14 protein-coding genes are annotated in these 15,853 nt (G+C 72.8%); 8 read left to right on the top strand and 6 right to left on the bottom strand.

Going from position 1 to position 15,853, the window contains the following annotated elements; all coding sequences use genetic code 11:
• Positions 1-187: 187 nt before the first annotated feature.
• Positions 188-2,041 (top strand): glycoside hydrolase family 3 protein, encoded by a 1,854-nt coding sequence (locus tag ACWC94_RS03775; RefSeq protein ID WP_450794749.1) that lies wholly within the window; start codon positions 188-190, stop codon positions 2,039-2,041.
• A 110-nt stretch (positions 2,042-2,151) separates the two neighbouring features.
• The gene (locus ACWC94_RS03770) at positions 2,152-2,760 is read left to right on the top strand and encodes a hypothetical protein (RefSeq protein ID WP_450794748.1); all 609 of its coding nucleotides are present in this window, start codon (positions 2,152-2,154) and stop codon (positions 2,758-2,760) included.
• A 7-nt stretch (positions 2,761-2,767) separates the two neighbouring features.
• Here ACWC94_RS03770 and ACWC94_RS03765 read toward each other — a convergent pair whose 3' ends face one another.
• From ACWC94_RS03765 to ACWC94_RS03750, 4 genes are all read right to left on the bottom strand, one after another.
• Positions 2,768-4,186, bottom strand: a complete 1,419-nt coding sequence (locus ACWC94_RS03765) for a S28 family serine protease (RefSeq protein ID WP_450794747.1) — start codon at positions 4,184-4,186, stop codon at positions 2,768-2,770.
• Positions 4,187-4,339: 153 nt separating this feature from the next.
• Positions 4,340-5,584 (bottom strand): MFS transporter, encoded by a 1,245-nt coding sequence (locus tag ACWC94_RS03760; RefSeq protein WP_450794746.1) that lies wholly within the window; start codon positions 5,582-5,584, stop codon positions 4,340-4,342.
• A gap of 153 nt (positions 5,585-5,737) precedes the next feature.
• On the bottom strand, positions 5,738-6,538 hold the full coding sequence (locus ACWC94_RS03755) for a sugar phosphate isomerase/epimerase family protein (RefSeq protein WP_450794745.1): 801 nt from the start codon (positions 6,536-6,538) through the stop codon (positions 5,738-5,740).
• Between the two features lie 167 nt (positions 6,539-6,705).
• The gene (locus ACWC94_RS03750; protein WP_450794744.1) at positions 6,706-7,635 is read right to left on the bottom strand and encodes a GNAT family N-acetyltransferase; all 930 of its coding nucleotides are present in this window, start codon (positions 7,633-7,635) and stop codon (positions 6,706-6,708) included.
• A 363-nt stretch (positions 7,636-7,998) separates the two neighbouring features.
• Between ACWC94_RS03750 and ACWC94_RS03745 the strand changes: the two genes are divergently transcribed.
• Positions 7,999-8,274, top strand: a complete 276-nt coding sequence (locus ACWC94_RS03745) for a hypothetical protein (RefSeq protein ID WP_450794743.1) — start codon at positions 7,999-8,001, stop codon at positions 8,272-8,274.
• A 175-nt stretch (positions 8,275-8,449) separates the two neighbouring features.
• Positions 8,450-9,670: an FAD-dependent monooxygenase gene (locus ACWC94_RS03740; RefSeq protein ID WP_450794742.1), complete on the top strand. Its 1,221-nt coding sequence runs from the start codon at positions 8,450-8,452 to the stop codon at positions 9,668-9,670.
• 20 nt (positions 9,671-9,690) lie between these two features.
• Here the strand turns inward: ACWC94_RS03740 and ACWC94_RS03735 are convergent, their stop codons facing one another.
• Positions 9,691-10,737, bottom strand: a complete 1,047-nt coding sequence (locus ACWC94_RS03735) for a LacI family DNA-binding transcriptional regulator (RefSeq protein ID WP_450794741.1) — start codon at positions 10,735-10,737, stop codon at positions 9,691-9,693.
• Between the two features lie 232 nt (positions 10,738-10,969).
• On the opposite strand from ACWC94_RS03735, the gene ACWC94_RS03730 reads away from it, so the two are divergent.
• Genes ACWC94_RS03730 through ACWC94_RS03715 form a run of 4 tightly spaced genes read left to right on the top strand, consistent with a single transcriptional unit; the run spans position 10,970 to position 14,665 of the window.
• Complete coding sequence (locus tag ACWC94_RS03730; protein WP_450794740.1) at positions 10,970-12,121, top strand: Gfo/Idh/MocA family protein; 1,152 nt, start codon at positions 10,970-10,972, stop codon at positions 12,119-12,121.
• Positions 12,118-13,269, top strand: coding sequence for a dihydrodipicolinate synthase family protein (locus ACWC94_RS03725; protein ID WP_450794739.1), 1,152 nt, complete (start codon positions 12,118-12,120; stop codon positions 13,267-13,269). Before ACWC94_RS03730 ends, ACWC94_RS03725 begins: the two co-directional genes overlap by 4 nt.
• Before the next feature lie 29 nt (positions 13,270-13,298).
• Positions 13,299-14,189, top strand: a complete 891-nt coding sequence (locus ACWC94_RS03720; RefSeq protein ID WP_450795013.1) for a sugar phosphate isomerase/epimerase family protein — start codon at positions 13,299-13,301, stop codon at positions 14,187-14,189.
• A 29-nt stretch (positions 14,190-14,218) separates the two neighbouring features.
• Positions 14,219-14,665 carry a hypothetical protein gene (locus ACWC94_RS03715; protein ID WP_450794738.1) on the top strand — a complete coding sequence of 149 codons (447 nt, stop codon included), beginning with the start codon at positions 14,219-14,221 and terminating at the stop codon, positions 14,663-14,665.
• Positions 14,666-14,886: 221 nt separating this feature from the next.
• Here ACWC94_RS03715 and ACWC94_RS03710 read toward each other — a convergent pair whose 3' ends face one another.
• On the bottom strand, positions 14,887-15,789 hold the full coding sequence (locus ACWC94_RS03710) for a ribokinase (RefSeq protein ID WP_450795012.1): 903 nt from the start codon (positions 15,787-15,789) through the stop codon (positions 14,887-14,889).
• Between the last annotated feature and the right edge of the window lie 64 nt (positions 15,790-15,853).

Below are 15,853 nucleotides of genomic sequence, written 5' to 3'. Positions count from 1 at the left end.
AACGCCGACCCACCCTCTCCGCCGCGGCACGGCCGACAGCCCGCCGCCACCGACGCGCCCCCCTCCCCTGCGCCGGTGGCGGCCCCTTCTGCGGTTACTGTGCATTCCCTTGACGGAAAGAAACTTCCTGGATATTGGTGACTCCTCGGAAGTTTCCTTCAGCGGTTCTCCTCTGGAAGGAGCGCACGTGCCCGACACCAGCACGGGAAGCGACACCAGCACGGGAAGCACGGGAAACACCGCGGGGCCCTCCAGACGCGCCGTCCTCGCCGCCACCGCCGGCCTCACCGCCGCGCTGACCGCACCGACGGCCGCCCGCGCCGCCGCACCCGGTGACGACCGCCGGCTGCACGCCCTGATCTCCCGGATGACGCTGCGGGAGAAGGTCGGCCAGCTCTTCGTGATGCGCGTCTACGGCCACTCCGCCACCGCCCCCGACCAGGCCGACATCGACGCCAACCTCAAGGAGATCGGCGTCCGCACGGCCGCCGAGCTGATCGCGAAGTACCACGTCGGCGGGATCATCTACTTCACCTGGGCGCACAACACCCGCGACCCGCACCAGATCGCGGACCTCTCCGCCGGTATCCAGCAGGCCTCCCTGGACCAGCCGCGCGGCCTGCCGGTGCTCATCGCCACCGACCAGGAGCACGGCGCGGTCTGCCGGGTCGGCAAGCCCGCCACCCTCTTCCCCGGTGCGATGGCGATCGGTGCCGGCGGCTCCCGCTCCGACGCGCACACCCTCGGCCGGATCTCCGGCGCCGAACTGCGCGCCATGGGCATCAACCAGGACTACTCCCCGGACGCCGACGTCAACGTCAACCCGGCCAACCCGATCATCGGCGTACGGTCGTTCGGCGCCGACCCGGACGCGGTCGCCGCGCTGGTGGCCGCCGAGGTGAGGGGCTATCAGGAGTCCCGGGTGGCGGCCACCGCCAAGCACTTCCCGGGCCACGGCGACACCGCCGTCGACAGCCACACCGGCTTCCCGGTCATCACCCACAGCCGGGACCTGTGGGAGAAGCTGGACGCCGTACCGTTCCGGGAGGCGATCGCCGCCGGCATCGACTCCGTCATGACCGCGCACATCCAGTTCCCGGCCCTCGACGACTCCGGCGACCCGGCCACCCTCTCCCACCCCGTCCTCAGCGGCATCCTGCGCGGCGAACTCGGCTACGACGGGGTCGTGATCACCGACTCCCTCGGCATGGAGGGCGTCCGCACCAAGTACGGCGACGACCGGGTGCCGGTGCTCGCGCTCAAGGCCGGCGCCGACCAGCTGCTCAACCCGCCCTTCCTGGACGTGGCCTGGAATGCCGTACTGAAGGCCGTCCAGGACGGTGAGCTGACCGAGTCCCGGCTGGACGAATCGATCCTGCGCATCCTGCGCCTGAAGGCCAGGCTCGGCCTCCTCGACGATCCGTACACCGACCGGACCCGCATCGAGCGCACGGTGGGCACCAAGGCGCACCTGGCCGCCGCCGACCGGATCGCCGAGCGGACCACCACCCTGCTGGTCAACGAGGACCGCACCCTCCCCCTCGACCCGCGCACCGAGCCCCGCCTCCTCGTCGTCGGCGCGGACCCGGCCTCCCCCTCCGGGACCACCGGTCCGCCCACCACCGTGCTGGCGGCCGCCCTCACCGAGCTGGGCTTCACCGCCACGGCCCTGTCCACCGGCACCTCGCCCTCCGCCGCGACCATCGCCCAGGCGGTCGCGGCCGCGCGGGACGCGGACGCGGTGATCGTGGCGACGTACAACGTGACGGCGGGCAGTGCCCAGCAGACGCTGGTGGACCGCCTGCTGGCCACCGGCGGCCCCCTGGTGGCCCTCGCCGTCCGCAACCCCTACGACGTGGCCCAACTCCCCGCCGCCAAGGCCTGCCTGGCGTCCTACGGCTGGACGGACGTCGAAGTCCGCGCCGCCGCACGGGTGATCGCCGGACGCGTGGCGCCGCGCGGCAGGCTGCCGGTGCCGGTGCAGCGGGCCGACGACCCCACGCAGGTGCTGTACCCGATCGGGCACGGGCTGACGTACTAGCCGTACGCCACACACCGGGCGCAATACTCCCAATGGGCGGAAACCCTCCTGCATGTCTGGCGTGGCCGCGCCGCCAAGGGCCACGCTGGACGGGGTGTCAGGGGGTGGCCATGCCGGGGAAGGGTGCCGCGGGACTCGCGTGCCTGCTGCTGGCATCCCTGCTGACCGGCTGCCGGGGCCCGGCGGGCGCCCCCGTCGGCGACGCCCGCCCCACCCCCGCCGCGACCAGCGGCTACGGCGCCGAGTTCCTCGCGGTCGGCGAGTGCAGCTCCTTCGGCGCGACCAGCTTCACCGAGGTGCCCTGCGCCGGCGAGCGGGCGGCGGCCCGGGTCGTCGCCCGCTACGACGGCGCGGCGAGCGACGGCCCCTCGTGCCCGGCGACGACCGACTTCGTGCTGCACATCAGCGCCCGGGCCCCGGCCGGCGACGAGGACGGCGACGGCGCCGTCCCCCAGGGCTACGCCTGCATGCGCAACCTGGAGCCGCCGCACCCCGGCGACCCCGGCGGCGGGGGCGGCCCGCGCACGATCCCCGGCGACTGCGTGTACACCTCCGGCGAGGGCCAGGTCCGCGAGACGCCCTGCGACGGCTCCGGCCGGCACCGGCCCCAGTACCGGATCACCAAGGCGGCACCGGTCCGCGAGGACTGCCCGGCGTCGACGGCGTTGTACGTCCAGCTGGGCGGCCGGAACCCGGTGGGCTGCGCCAGGCGGGTGTGACCGGTCCCTACGGCCGCAGCCCGGGCTCGCGCTCGGCGTCCCGGCCGTCCAGCCCGGCGTCGAACCTCGCCAACGGCCTGGCCCGTGCCACGTCGGCCGGGGAGACCCCGGCCCACCGCAGGATGCGCTCCGTGGCCAGGGCCTTCTGGTCCGGCACCAGGCCCGCCACGTTCGCGCCGTGGTTCATGCCGGGCGCCGTGAAGACGTACGCGTCACGCGCACCCGTACCGAGCCGGAACCGCTCCGAACCCCAGGGGTCGTTCTGGCCGTACACGAAGAGCATCTGCGTGGCGTGGTGCCGCACCCACGTGTCCACGTCCCGCATCGCGTGCGGCTGGAAGCGCATCGGGATGGAGCGGGGCACGTAGTCGCGCGGCGGCTGGTAGCCGTAGCGGATCAGCTTCGGCTCGATGGACGGGAAGTGGATGGTCGGCGCGCCGAGCTGGGTGCCCGCCTGGTAGTAGTACGGCGTGTACTGCGCGAGGCCCTGGTCGGTGTAGGCGGAGAAGCCGGAGATGGTGTCGACCGAGTTCCAGATCTCCTCGTCGCTCGCCGTGGCCGCGTGCGCCGGGACGGTGTCGCAGTCCTTCAGCAGGCTGTACTGCCAGAAGCCCCACACGTAGTCCAGGACGACCGCCTCGTACGCCTTGTCCAGCCCGCCGACGGTGTCGAAGGTGTAGCCCTTCTCGGCGGCGTACCGCGCGTACCGCTGCTCCAGCGGCTTGCGGCGCACCAGCGCCTCCCGCTGGACGGCGTTCAGCCGGTCCCGGCACTCCTTGGTGCCGACGTGCGCGAAGAAGCGGTCGTAGGCGGAGTCCTCGTCGTTGACGACGTCGTTGGGGGCGACGTAGGCCACCACGCCGTCCATGTCACGCGGATAGAACCGCTTGTAGTACGTCGCCGTCATGCCGCCCTTGGAGCCGCCGGTGGCGAGCCAGTGGCCGCCGTAGACCGGCTTCAGCGCCTCGTAGACCCGGTGCTGGTCACTGGCCGCCTGCCAGATGTCGAGCTTGGACCAGTCGGCGGGGTCGGGGCGCGACGGAGTGAAGAAACGGTACTCCAGGGAGACCTGGTTGCCGTCCACGATCTGCGTGGGCTCGCGGCGCGAGGGGGCCGTGGAGACGTTGTAGCCGCTGGTGTAGAAGACCGTCGGGCGGCTGGTGTCCTTGTGCAGCACGGTGATCCGCTGCTGGAAGGTGCCGCGGTCGGGGTGCCGGTGGTCGATCGGCTGGGTGTAGTTCAGGACGAAGAAGCGGTAGCCGGGGTACGGCTTCTCCTCGATCAGGCTCATGCCCGGTATGGACAGCAGCCGGTCCTTGATGTCGGTGGGCCCGGACTGTGCGGCGGTGGCCGCGCCGGCCGCCGTGCCGCTCAGTGTTCCTATGAACACCGCGAGCGCCAGCAGCCATCTGAGCACCTTGCGCATGCGCACTCTCCCCTGGGTGACTGTTGTGAGACACATGTGCGCCGGAAGCTATCGGAGCAACTGGGGCAACACCAGGGGGAATTGCGCTGAGACTGGGCAAGAGGGGTGGCCGAGGCGGTTGATGACGAGCCGTCACCCAGGGGTGAGGGCCGGTCAGCTGCCGTCGGCCCCCTGGCCGGACGCGGACCGCTCCCTCAGCTCCGGTGTCGTCGCGGCGACCGTCGCCACCGCCAGCAGGCACAGCAGACCGCCGGTGATCAGCGAGGTCGCGCCGGAGGTCCAGCCCGCGACCAGGCCACCGCGCACGTTGCCGAGGCTCGGGCCCGCCTGACCGACGATCTGCTCGGCCGCCGTGACCCGGCCGAGCAGCGCGTCCGGGGTGCGGGTCTGCACGATCGTGGACCGCGAGACGACCGAGAGGGTGTCCCCCGCGCCCGCGAGGACGAGCAGGGCGAGGCCGGTCCACGGGCTCGTCGTCAGCCCGAACAGGACCAGCGCGGCACCCCACAGGGCCGCCGCGCCCAGCATGACCGGGCCCGGCCGGCCGAACCGGGTCACGGTTCCCGACAGGGCCGTCGCCGCGATGCCGCCCACCGCCAGAGCCGACAGGAACAGGCCCAGGGTGCGCGGGTCGTCGCCGAACCGTTCGGCGTTGACCAGGGGGAACAGACTGACCGGGAAGGACAGGGCGGTCGCGGCGAGGTCGGTGACCAACGCGCCGCGCACCACCCGGTGCCCGGCCAGGAACCGCAGCCCGTCCAGCACCCCGTGCACGCCCGCCCGCGACGGCTCGCCCTGCGGCGGCAGCGCGGGCAGCCCGAACGCGCCGTAGAAGGCGAGGCCGAAGCTGAGGGTGTCCAGCAGATAGCAGACGCCGATACCCAGCCGGCCCAGCAGCACACCGGCCAGCGCGGGGCCGAGGAGCATCATCGACTGGGCGGTGATCTGGTTGAGGGCCAGACCGGCGGCCACCTGCTCCCCGGGCAGCAGCCGTCGCACGAAGACCCCGGCCGCCGGGGCACCCAGCGCGCCGAACGCCGACCGGGTGGCGACCAGCGCGAGGACGGCCACCACCGGGACGTGCCCGGTGAACCCCTGCACGGCCAGCAGCAGGGAGCAGGCCGCCTGGCCCACGGTCGCCGTCAGAAAGATCCGCCGCCGGTCCGCCCGGTCCACCCAGGCCCCCGCGAACAGCCCGAACACCGCCAGCGGCAGGGCCTGCGCGAGCCCGACCGCGCCGGTCCAGGCCGTACTGCGGGTCACGTCCCACACCTGGTACATGACCGTCACCACGGTCATGAAGCCGCCCAGCGTGGACACGGCCCGTCCGATCAGCAGCCGCCGGAAGACGGGTGAGGTACGCAGCGGCCGTACGTCGATGAGCGAGCCCTGGATCACCGGGGGAGGCTAGCCGGGCGCCCACACCCCGGCCACGGAATTACGAGGGGTGGGGCAGCGCCCCGTCAGGGGCGCGGGGAACCGCGCGGGAAGCCACGACGGACCCGCACCCGGCCCTGGTGGCGCAGCCCCGGGCCGGCAGCCGCAGTGGACCTACGCCGCCTCGTCCAGCAGGCGCAACAGATGGTCCCGGCCGGCACCCAGCAACGCCGCAAGCGGGGCGGCGGCCTCGTACCACCGCTTCTCGTACTCCCAGCACAACCACCCGTCCCATCCGCGCCGCAGGAGCACGTCCACGCACTCGGTGAGCGGAAGCACCCCCGAGCCCAGCGGCAGCGGCAGCGTGTCGTCGGCCGACGCGATGTCCTTGACCTGCACATATCCCAGGTGGGGAGCAAGTGCCGCGTAGGTGTCGGAGGGTTGTTCGCCGCCCAGCCAGGTATGCATGACGTCCCACAGCGCACCCACCTGCCGGTGTCCCACCGGGCCCAGCACCCGGATCACGTCGGCACCGGTGCGATGCGAGTCGTGCGTCTCCAGCAGGATCCGCACCCCCAGCGCGGCAGCGTCCTCCGCGGCGGTGCCGAGCCGCCGGGCGGCGAGGGCGTCGGACTCCTCGGCGGGGCGTGCGGGGTCGGCGCCGGGGAAGACCCGGACGAAGGGCGCGCCCAGGTCGTGGGCGAGGTGGAGGAGGTCCCGGATCTCCGCCAGGACGGGCGCGTCGTCGCCGGGGGCGGCGACGCGCGCGTACCCGGCGACGCCCAGCACCTCGACCCCGGCCGCCTTGAACAGGGCGGCCGTCGCGGCGCGTTCGGCGGCGGAGAGACCGGGGTGCACCGGTTCCTCCGGGTGGGCGCGCAGTTCGACGCCGTGGTAGCCGTGCGCCGTCGCGAGCGCGAGGACCTCCGGGACGGGCAGGCCGGGGACACCGAGAGTGGAGAACGCCAGCTTCATGGGGCGGACCCTACTCGCCACGCACCCGATCCGCGCAGATCCAGCCGCCAGTCCCGGCCGATCAGGTCCTCACCACAGGAACGGCGCCGCCTCTCAACGGCACGGACGAAGCACCGCCACCGACAGACGGACGGACACCACCGACCGGGGGCGACGGACACCCTTCGTCACACACCCGGCCCGCGCAACTCCAGCCGCCAGTCCTGGCCGATCAGGTCCTTGCCGAAGGAGCGGTGCGGTTGCTCGGTGGTGAGGGTGAAGCCGTGTCGCTGGTAGATGCGGCGGGCGCCGCTCAGCACGTCGTTGGTCCACAGCACCAGGTCGCGGTAGCCGACCCCGCGCGCGAAGTCGATCACGGCCCGCACCAGCCGGTCCCCGATGCCGTGCCCGCGTGCCTCGGGCTCGACGAGCAGCAGCCGCAGTCGCGCGGTGCCGGGCGCGTCGTCCCGTACGCACATCACGCAGCCCACCGGCCGCCCGCCCTGCTCGGCGATCCACACCCGCTCCAGATGCGGGTCGTGGTCCTCGGCGAAGTCGGCGACGATCCGGGCGACCAGCCCCTCGTAGTCGGCGTTCCAGCCGTACTCGGCCGCGTACAGCGCGGCGTTGCGCTGCACGATCCAGCCGAGGTCGCCGGGGAGCGGCTCGCGCAGCACCACCTCGCCGGAGCGGGCGTGCCCCTCGCCGAGGAGGTCCCGGATGGTCCGCATGGCCTCCGCGAGCCGCGGCCGGTCGTCCGGGGCCACCGTGTCGAGCATGGCCACGACCGTCTCCCGGGCCCGCTCGTCCAGCAGGGCGGCGGCCTCCCGGCCCCGCGTGGTCAGCCGTACCCGTCGCCGGCGCGGATCCTTCTCGGAGGGCCCGCGCTCGATCAGCCCGGCGTCCTCGAACTTGTTCAGGATCCGGCTCAGGTATCCGGCGTCCAGGCCGAGCGGGGTGCGCAGGTCGACCGCGTCCAGGTACGGGACCTGGGCGAGTTCGTACAGCACGCGGGATTCGGTGAGGGTGTACGGGGCGTAGAGATGGCGGCCGTAGTCGAGGGCGCCGATGACGCCCGTGTAGAAGCGGTTGAAGGCACGGACGTCCTGGACGGTCATGAGCGGCCCCGGATTCTTGACTCAGTCAGAGATACCGACCCACCGAGCGTAAGCCCGCGGCCCGCCCGCGTCCACGACTGGGGAGGCGGCTGGGGAAACGCCGTTCGCCGAGGGGGAGTTGGGGCCTCGCCACACTTCCCCCGCGCGCCGCCGCTCGTTTTGACTTCGTCGGAAACTCGTCGTAGTTTAAGAACAAACGTCACATATGTCCGTTTCGCATCGGAAGTGACGATCCGCTGTCCAGCGCATGTCATCGCGCGCGGCGGACGACGCACAGGGCTACGCGCAGGCCCTGGTGCGAGGGCTGACGGCCCGTCATGGCCGTCGGGGAAATCATCCACACCCTCCGGAGAGGGGCTTACCATGCGCGCGCACACCACACGCATCAAGAGAGTGGCCATCGCGGTCTGCTCGGCACCGATCCTGGCGATCGCAGCCGGAGCAGGAGCCGCCAGCGCGGCCAACACCGCCGCGCCCGACCACGTCGCCGCTTACGACAACCACGGTGGCGGCGGAGGCGGCTACGGAGGCGGCGACCACGGCGGCGGAGGCGGCTACGGAGGCGGCGACCACGGCGGCGGCTGGGGTGGAGACGACCACGGCGGCGGCTGGGGCTGGGGTGACGACGAGGACGACTGAGCACCGGCAAGCGTGACCGACGCCCTCGGAGAGCGAAAGGCGGATCCGGGTGCCCGACCCAGGGCACCCGGATCCACATGACGACTTCCCTGTCGACCTCCCTGGTGTGCGGACGGAGGGGGCCTTGAAGGCCCCGTGGCCGTGAAGGCGGTGGGACCCGATGAGGATTGTCTGCGTGGGCGGAGGCCCGGCCGGGCTGTACTTCTCGATCTCCGCGAAGCTGCGTGACGCCGGACACGAGATCACCGTCATCGAGCGCGACCCGCCCGAGGCCACGTACGGCTGGGGTGTCGTGTACTGGAACGGCCTGCTGGACCTCCTGCACCGCAACGACCCCGAGAGCGCCCGCGCGGTGAGCGCCGGTTCCGTGCTCTGGCAGGACCAGGAGATCCACCTGCACGGCAGCCGGCACGACGGCACGGCGTACTTCGGGGGCTACGGCTACAGCATGGGCCGTGCGGCCCTGCTGGAGGTCCTGACCCGGCGCGCGCGGTCCCTCGGCGTCGACGTCCGGCACGGCCACAGGCTCGAGGACCCCGACGAGCTGCCGGAGGCCGACCTGGTCGTGGCCGCCGACGGCGCGGGCAGCCGGATCCGGCAGAGCCGCACCGAGCACTTCGGCACCCGGATCGAGACCGGCCGCAACCCCTACGTCTGGCTCGGCACGGACCGGCGGTTCGACAGCTTCGTGTTCGACTTCGAGGAGACCCCCGCGGGCTGGATCTGGTTCCACGCCTACCCGTCGTTCCGGGGGATCAGCACCTGCATCGTGGAGTGCTCACCACAGACCTGGCAGGGCCTGGGGCTCGACACGCTCGAACCCGAGGACACCCTGCCCCTGTTGGAGAAGATCTTCCACCGCGCGCTCGACGGCCACCGTCTGATCAGCAGCTCACGCGGCGAACCGGCGAAGTGGCAGCGGTTCCCGCACATCAGCAACCGCACGTGGGTCGACGGCAACGTGGTCCTGGCCGGCGACGCCGCGCACACCACGCACTTCACACTGGGCTCGGGGACCCGGCTCGCGATGATCGACGGGATCGTGCTGGCCCAGGCCCTCACCCGGTTCCCGGATCCCCGGGTGGCGCTGCGCGAGTACGACCGGCGCCGCCGTGCGGAGCTGCACCGGACCCAGGCGGCGGCGCGCTCCAGCATGGCCTGGTTCGAGCAGCTGGACGACTACCTGGACCGTGACCCCGTCTCCTTCGCCTACGCGATGTCGGTACGCCAGGGCCGTCAGAACCCCTGGCGCTACCAGGCCCACCTGGCCACCCAGATCGCCGCCGTGCGCCAGGCACGACGGTCCTACGACACCGGAAAGCGCTGGTACCGGGCCCGCCGCAGGGGCGAGGCCGCGCTGCCGCTGCTGGGCCGGTCGCTTCCCGGCCGGCAGTGAGCGGGGTCCCTCACGGCCCCTCAGGCGCGGGGCACCCCGGAAGACGCCCGAACCATCAACTCCCCCTGAACGGCGGCAACACCCCCCGGCGGCGCATCCTCCCGCCCCATGGCGATACGCCCGGCCCGCGCGCCCGCCTCCGCGAGCGGCAACCGCACGGTCGTCAGCGCGGGCACCGCGTCCACACTGAACGGCAGATCGTCGAACCCGGCGACGGAGACGTCCTCGGGGATCCGCAACCCGGACTCCCGCAACGCCGCGCACGCCCCCAACGCGACGGAGTCGTTCGCGGCGACGACCGCCGTCAGCGACGGATCGCGGCGCAACAGCTCCACCGTGGCCTCGTAACCGGACTGGCGGTCGAAGCGCCCGTGCACCGTCCGGCGGGGGTCCTCCTCGATGCCCGCCGCGGCCAGGGCCGCCCGGTGGCCCTCCAGGCGGTGCCGGGTGGTCGTACGCTCCTGCGGACCCGCGATGTAGCCGAGGCGGCGGTGGCCGAGGCCGAGGAGGTGCTCGGTGAGCCGGCGGGCACCGCCCCCGTTGTCGAAGGTGAGGGCGACGGCGCCGGTGTCGGGCGCCGGCGGCCGTCCGCACAGCACCACCCGGGTCCCGGCCTCCGTGAGCTTGCGCAGCTTCGCCGCGACCGCCGCCGCGTGCGGCGCGTCCTCCACGGCCCCGCCGGTCAGGACCACGGCCGCCGCCCGCTGCCGCTGCAGCAGGGTCAGGTACGTCAGCTCACGCTCGGGCGAGCCGCCCGTGTTGCAGACCACCGCGAGCCGCTCACCGCCCGCCCGGCCGCCCGGTCCCCCGATCTCGGCCTGGATCGCGCTCGCCATGATCCCGAAGAACGGGTCGGCGATGTCGTTGACGAGAATGCCGACCAGATCGGAGGTGGCGGCGGCGAGGGAGCTCGCCGGGCCGTTGAGGACGTAGTCCAGCTCGTCGACCGCCCGCAGGACCCGTTCGCGCGTGGAGGCGGCCACCGGGTAGTTGCCGTTCAGCACGCGCGACACCGTCGCTGGGGAGACCTGGGCGCGGGCCGCCACATCCGCCAGGGTCACCGTCATGTCGTCGTCCTCCGGTCGCGCATCGTGTCGTACGCCCTCGTAGACAGCCAGGTCGGGCTGCCGGTTCCGGGAATCCGTCGAGCAGACCTTAAAGCCATGGCCCTGGTTTGTTCGCCCCCTCGAACAACTCGAAGGGGACACGGACTTGTACGGACACCGTCCAGGGACTAGCGTCTCATCCGATAGAAAGCGCTTGCTGCACGGGGCTCCATCGTGGGCGAAGGGAACTGACGTGACACGCAAGACGGTGCGTATCGCCATGAACGGCGTGACCGGGCGCATGGGCTACCGCCAGCACCTCGTCCGGTCGATCCTCGCCCTGCGCGACGAGGGCGGCCTCGATCTCGGCGACGGCACCGTGCTGTGGCCGGAGCCGGTCCTGCTCGGCCGCCGCGAGCACGCCTTACGGGAGATCGCCGACCGGCACGGCCTGGAGCACGTGTCCACCGACGTGGACGCGGTCCTCTCCGACCCGACCGTCGACCTCTACTTCGACTCCCAGGTCACCTCGGCCCGCGAGGAGTCGGTCAGGAAGGCGATCGCAGCGGGCAAGCACGTCTACACCGAGAAGCCGACGGCGACGGGACTGGCGGGCGCCCTCGACCTCGCCCGCCTCGCCCACCAGAAGGGCGTCAAGCACGGCGTCGTCCAGGACAAGATCTTCCTGCCGGGTCTGCTGAAGCTGAAGCGGCTGATCGACGGCGGCTTCTTCGGCCGGATTCTCTCCGTCCGCGGCGAGTTCGGCTACTGGGTGTTCGAGGGCGACTGGCAGCCGGCCCAGCGCCCCTCCTGGAACTACCGCGCCGAGGACGGCGGTGGCATCGTCGTCGACATGTTCCCGCACTGGGAATACGTCCTGCACGAGCTGTTCGGCCGGGTGACCTCCGTCCAGGCCCTGGCCACCACCCACATCCCGCAGCGCTGGGACGAGAACGGCAAACCCTACGACGCGACGGCGGACGACGCGGCCTACGGCGTCTTCGAGCTGGAGGGCGGAGCGATCGCCCAGATCAACTCCTCCTGGGCGGTCCGGGTCAACCGTGACGAGCTGGTGGAGTTCCAGGTCGACGGCACCGAGGGCTCCGCGGTGGCCGGCCTGCGCAGGTGCCGCGTCCAGCACCGCTCGGCGACCCCCAAGCCGGTCTGGGACCCGGACGTCCCCGCCACGGAGGTCTTCCGCGACCAGTGGCAGGAGGTCCCGGACAACGGGGACTTCGGCAACGGCTTCAAGGCCCAGTGGGAGCTGTTCCTCAAGCACGTCCACGCCGGCGCGCCCTACCACTGGGACCTGCTGGCCGGCGCCCGCGGTGTGCAACTCGCCGAACTCGGCCTGAGGTCCTCGGCGGAGGGTCGCCGCATCGACGTACCGGAGATCATGCTGTGACCATCCGACTGCCGGACTTCCACGGGGGGCTGCGGACCCACGAGCCCCGCACCGACCCCCTGGCGGTGACCCCGGGCACCCCCTTCACCTCCCGTACGGTGTTCTCCGCGGCCCACGTCGTGGCCGACCCGTACGCGGACACGAACCCCGGCTCCCCGGCCGCCGTCGACTGGGACGCCACCCTCGCCTTCCGCCGCCACCTGTGGTCCCACGGGCTCGGCGTCGCCGAGGCGATGGACACCGCCCAGCGCGGCATGGGCCTGGACTGGGCGGGCGCGGCCGAGCTGATCCGCCGGTCGGCGGCGGAGGCCTGCGGCGTGGGCGGCCGGATCGCCTGCGGGGTCGGCACCGACCAGATCCCGGGCGGTTCCCTGGCGGAGATCCGCGCGGCCTACGAGGAACAGCTGACCGTGGTCGAGGAGTCGGGCGCCCAGGCGGTCCTGATGGCGTCACGGGCGCTGGCTTCGGCCGCGTCCGGTCCCGAGGACTATCAGGAGCTCTACGGCCGGCTGCTGCGCCAGGCGGCCGAGCCGGTGATCCTGCACTGGCTGGGCCCGATGTTCGACCCGGCGCTGGAGGGCTACTGGGGCTCGGCCGACCTGGACGCGGCGGCGGACACCTTCCTGGAGGTCGTCGCCGCCCACCCCGACAAGGTCGACGGGATCAAGGTGTCCCTGCTGGACGCGCAGCGTGAGATCCGCCTCCGCCGCCGCCTGCCGCGCGGGGTCCGCTGCTACACCGGCGACGACTTCCACTACCCCGAACTGATCGCGGGCGACGACCAGGGCTTCAGCCACGCCCTGCTCGGCGTCTTCGACCCGCTGGGCCCGCTGGCGGCGGAGGCGGTACGGGTGCTGGACACGGGGGACGTGTCCGGCTTCCGGGGGCTGCTGGACCCCACGGTGGAGCTGTCCCGCCACCTTTTCCAGACCCCGACCCGCTACTACAAGACGGGCGTGGTCTTCCTCGCCTGGCTCGCGGGCCACCAGGCGCACTTCACCATGGTCGGCGGCCTCCAGTCGGCCCGCTCCCTCCCGCACCTGGCCCGCGCCTACGAACTCGCCGACGGACTGGGCCTGTTCCCGGACCCGAAGCTCGCCGAGGAACGCATGAAGACCCTGCTGTCGCTGTACGGGGTGAACCAGTGACCGCTCTCGCGCGCTTCAGCATCAACCAGATGACGGTGAAGCAGCTGTCGCTGCCGGAACTGGCCGACGCCTGCGGCCGGTTGGGCGTCGGCCGGGTCGGCCTGTGGCGGGAACCGGTCCAGGAGTACGGCGTGGAGGCGGCGGCGAGGCTGATCCGTGAGGCGGGCCTGACGGTGACGACCCTGTGCCGGGGCGGCTTCTTCACCGCGACCGACCCGGAGGCACGCGCCGCGGCCCTGGCCGACAACCACCGGGCGATCGAGGAGGCGGCCACGCTCGGCACGGACGTGCTGGTCCTGGTCTCGGGCGGCCTGCCGGCCGGCTCCAAGGACCTGCGGGCGGCCCGCGAGCGCGTCGCGGACGCCCTCGCGGAACTGGGACCGTACGCCGAGGAGCACGGTGTACGCCTGGCCATCGAGCCCCTGCACCCGATGTACGCGTCCGACCGTTGCGTGGTGTCGACGCTGGCCCAGGCCCTGGACCTCGCCGAACGCCTCCCGGCCCAGCAGGTGGGCGTCGCGGTGGACACGTACCACGTCTGGTGGGACGACCAGGCACCCGCGCAGATCGCCCGCGCGGGCGATGGGGGCCGCATCCACGCCTTCCAGCTCGCCGACTGGACGACCCCCCTCCCCGAGGGGGTGCTGACCGGCCGTGGCCAGATCGGCGACGGCGCGATCGACCTGCGCGAGTGGCGGGGTTACGTGGAGGCGGCCGGCTACACGGGCCCGATCGAGGTCGAGCTGTTCAACGAGGAGCTGTGGGCCCGGGACGGGCGGGAGGTACTGGCGGAGACGGCGGCGCGGTTCGTGGACCTGGTCCAGTGGGCGGGTCGCGGAGAGCAGGGGACACGGCTGGCCCGGGGAACGGCGGGCCCGGCGACGCCGTCCTGTTCAAGAGGAACCCCATCGAGCGCGTGATCACCGCGCCCCGAGCCGAGGAGCTGACCGTGCGACCGAAGCCGATGAGGGCCGCCGCGGTCACCCTCGCCCTCGGTGCCGCCCTGACGGCCTGCTCCGGCGGACAGGACGGCCTGGACTACCAGACGGACTACGCGAACCACCGTCCGCTGCGCGTCACGGGCCACCCCAGCGCGGGCAGTCTGGAGACGGTCCAGAAGGTCGTCTGGCGGCTCGCCGACGGGGACGCCGACGGCCTCGCCGCCCTGAACACCGAGGGCGGCGACGCGGGTCCGGCGGCCCGCGCCTGGGTCAAGGCCTACGGCCGGGCGGCCCGCGCCGAGGTGACCGCCGACTTCCTCGACGAGGGTTCCGTACGCCAGGAGGTGGTTCTCCACTTCTCCGGCCCGCGCCGGACCGAGGAACTCACCGTGCGGGTCGCGAAGGGCGACGCCTGGGGCATCGTCCTGGACGATCCTCACGCGTCAGGGCACTAGGGTCTGTCGTCACATTCCCGTCGTTGCCCGAAGGGCGGTCTGGCGGCGTCAGGTGCGTGCTCTCGGCGTGCCGGGCGTGGACCCGCGTACTGGACGTACTCGGGTCCGCGTCCGGTGCGGCGAGTGGGGGCACCTCCCACGCCCTTGAGGCAGTGGGGGAGCGTGCATGACGCCGCCGGGCAGACGGGAATGTGACGACAGGCCCCAGGAGAACGCCTTCCTCACAGGGCGTCGACCTCCTCCGCCGTCGGATACGACTCCTGCGCGCCCCGCTTCGTCACGGCCGCCGCACCGACCCGGGCCGCGTAGGCCGCCGCCTCGGCCAGCGGGGCACCCGTGCCCAGCCGCCAGGCCAGCGCGGCTGTGAACGCGTCCCCGGCCCCCGTGGTGTCCACCGCGTCCACCTTCACCGACGCGACCCGCGTCACCCCGGAGTCGTCGCACACCAGCGCCCCCTGCGCGCCCAGCGTCACCACCACCGAGCGCGGGCCCTTGGCCAGCAGCAGCCGTGCCCAGTCCGCCGGCTCCTCGCTCACACAGGCATCGCCGAGGATCACCCGCGCCTCGTGCTCGTTGACGATCAGCGGATCGCAGGCCGCGAGCACCTCCGTGGGCAGGGGCCGGGGCGGGGAGGGGTTCAGCACGAAGCGGCTGTCCGGGGACAGGTTCCGTACGACCTCCACGACCGTCTCCAGTGGGACCTCCAGCTGGGCGGACACCACCCGGGAGGCCAGGAACAGGCTCACCGCCGTCCGGACGTCCGCCGGGGTGAGCCGGGCGTTGGCACCCGGCGACACCACGATGCTGTTGTCCCCGGACGGGTCCACGGTGATCAGTGCCACCCCGGTCGGCGCCCCGCCCACCAGCACCCCGACCGGGTCGACGCCGGCCGCGCGCAGGGAGTCGAGGAGGAGCCGGCCGTGAGCGTCGTCACCGACCCGGGCCAGCAGGGCCGTAGCCGCGCCGAGCCGGGCGGCGGCGACCGCCTGGTTGGCGCCCTTGCCACCGGGGTGGACGGCCAGGTCGCCGCCGAGCACCGTCTCTCCGGCGGCCGGCCGCCGCTCGACGTCGATCACCAGGTCGGCGTTGGCCGAACCCACGACCAACAGGTCGTAGTCGTACATCTCGTGACTCCCCATGACTCCCCGCAACTCCCCGGCCGGATGACGTCGGGCGGACCCCCCGGAG

This window comes from Streptomyces sp. NPDC001135 (genome assembly GCF_053598395.1).
The sequence above is the reverse complement of the archived record's forward strand: the minus strand, read 5'-3'. Positions and strand labels throughout refer to the sequence as shown.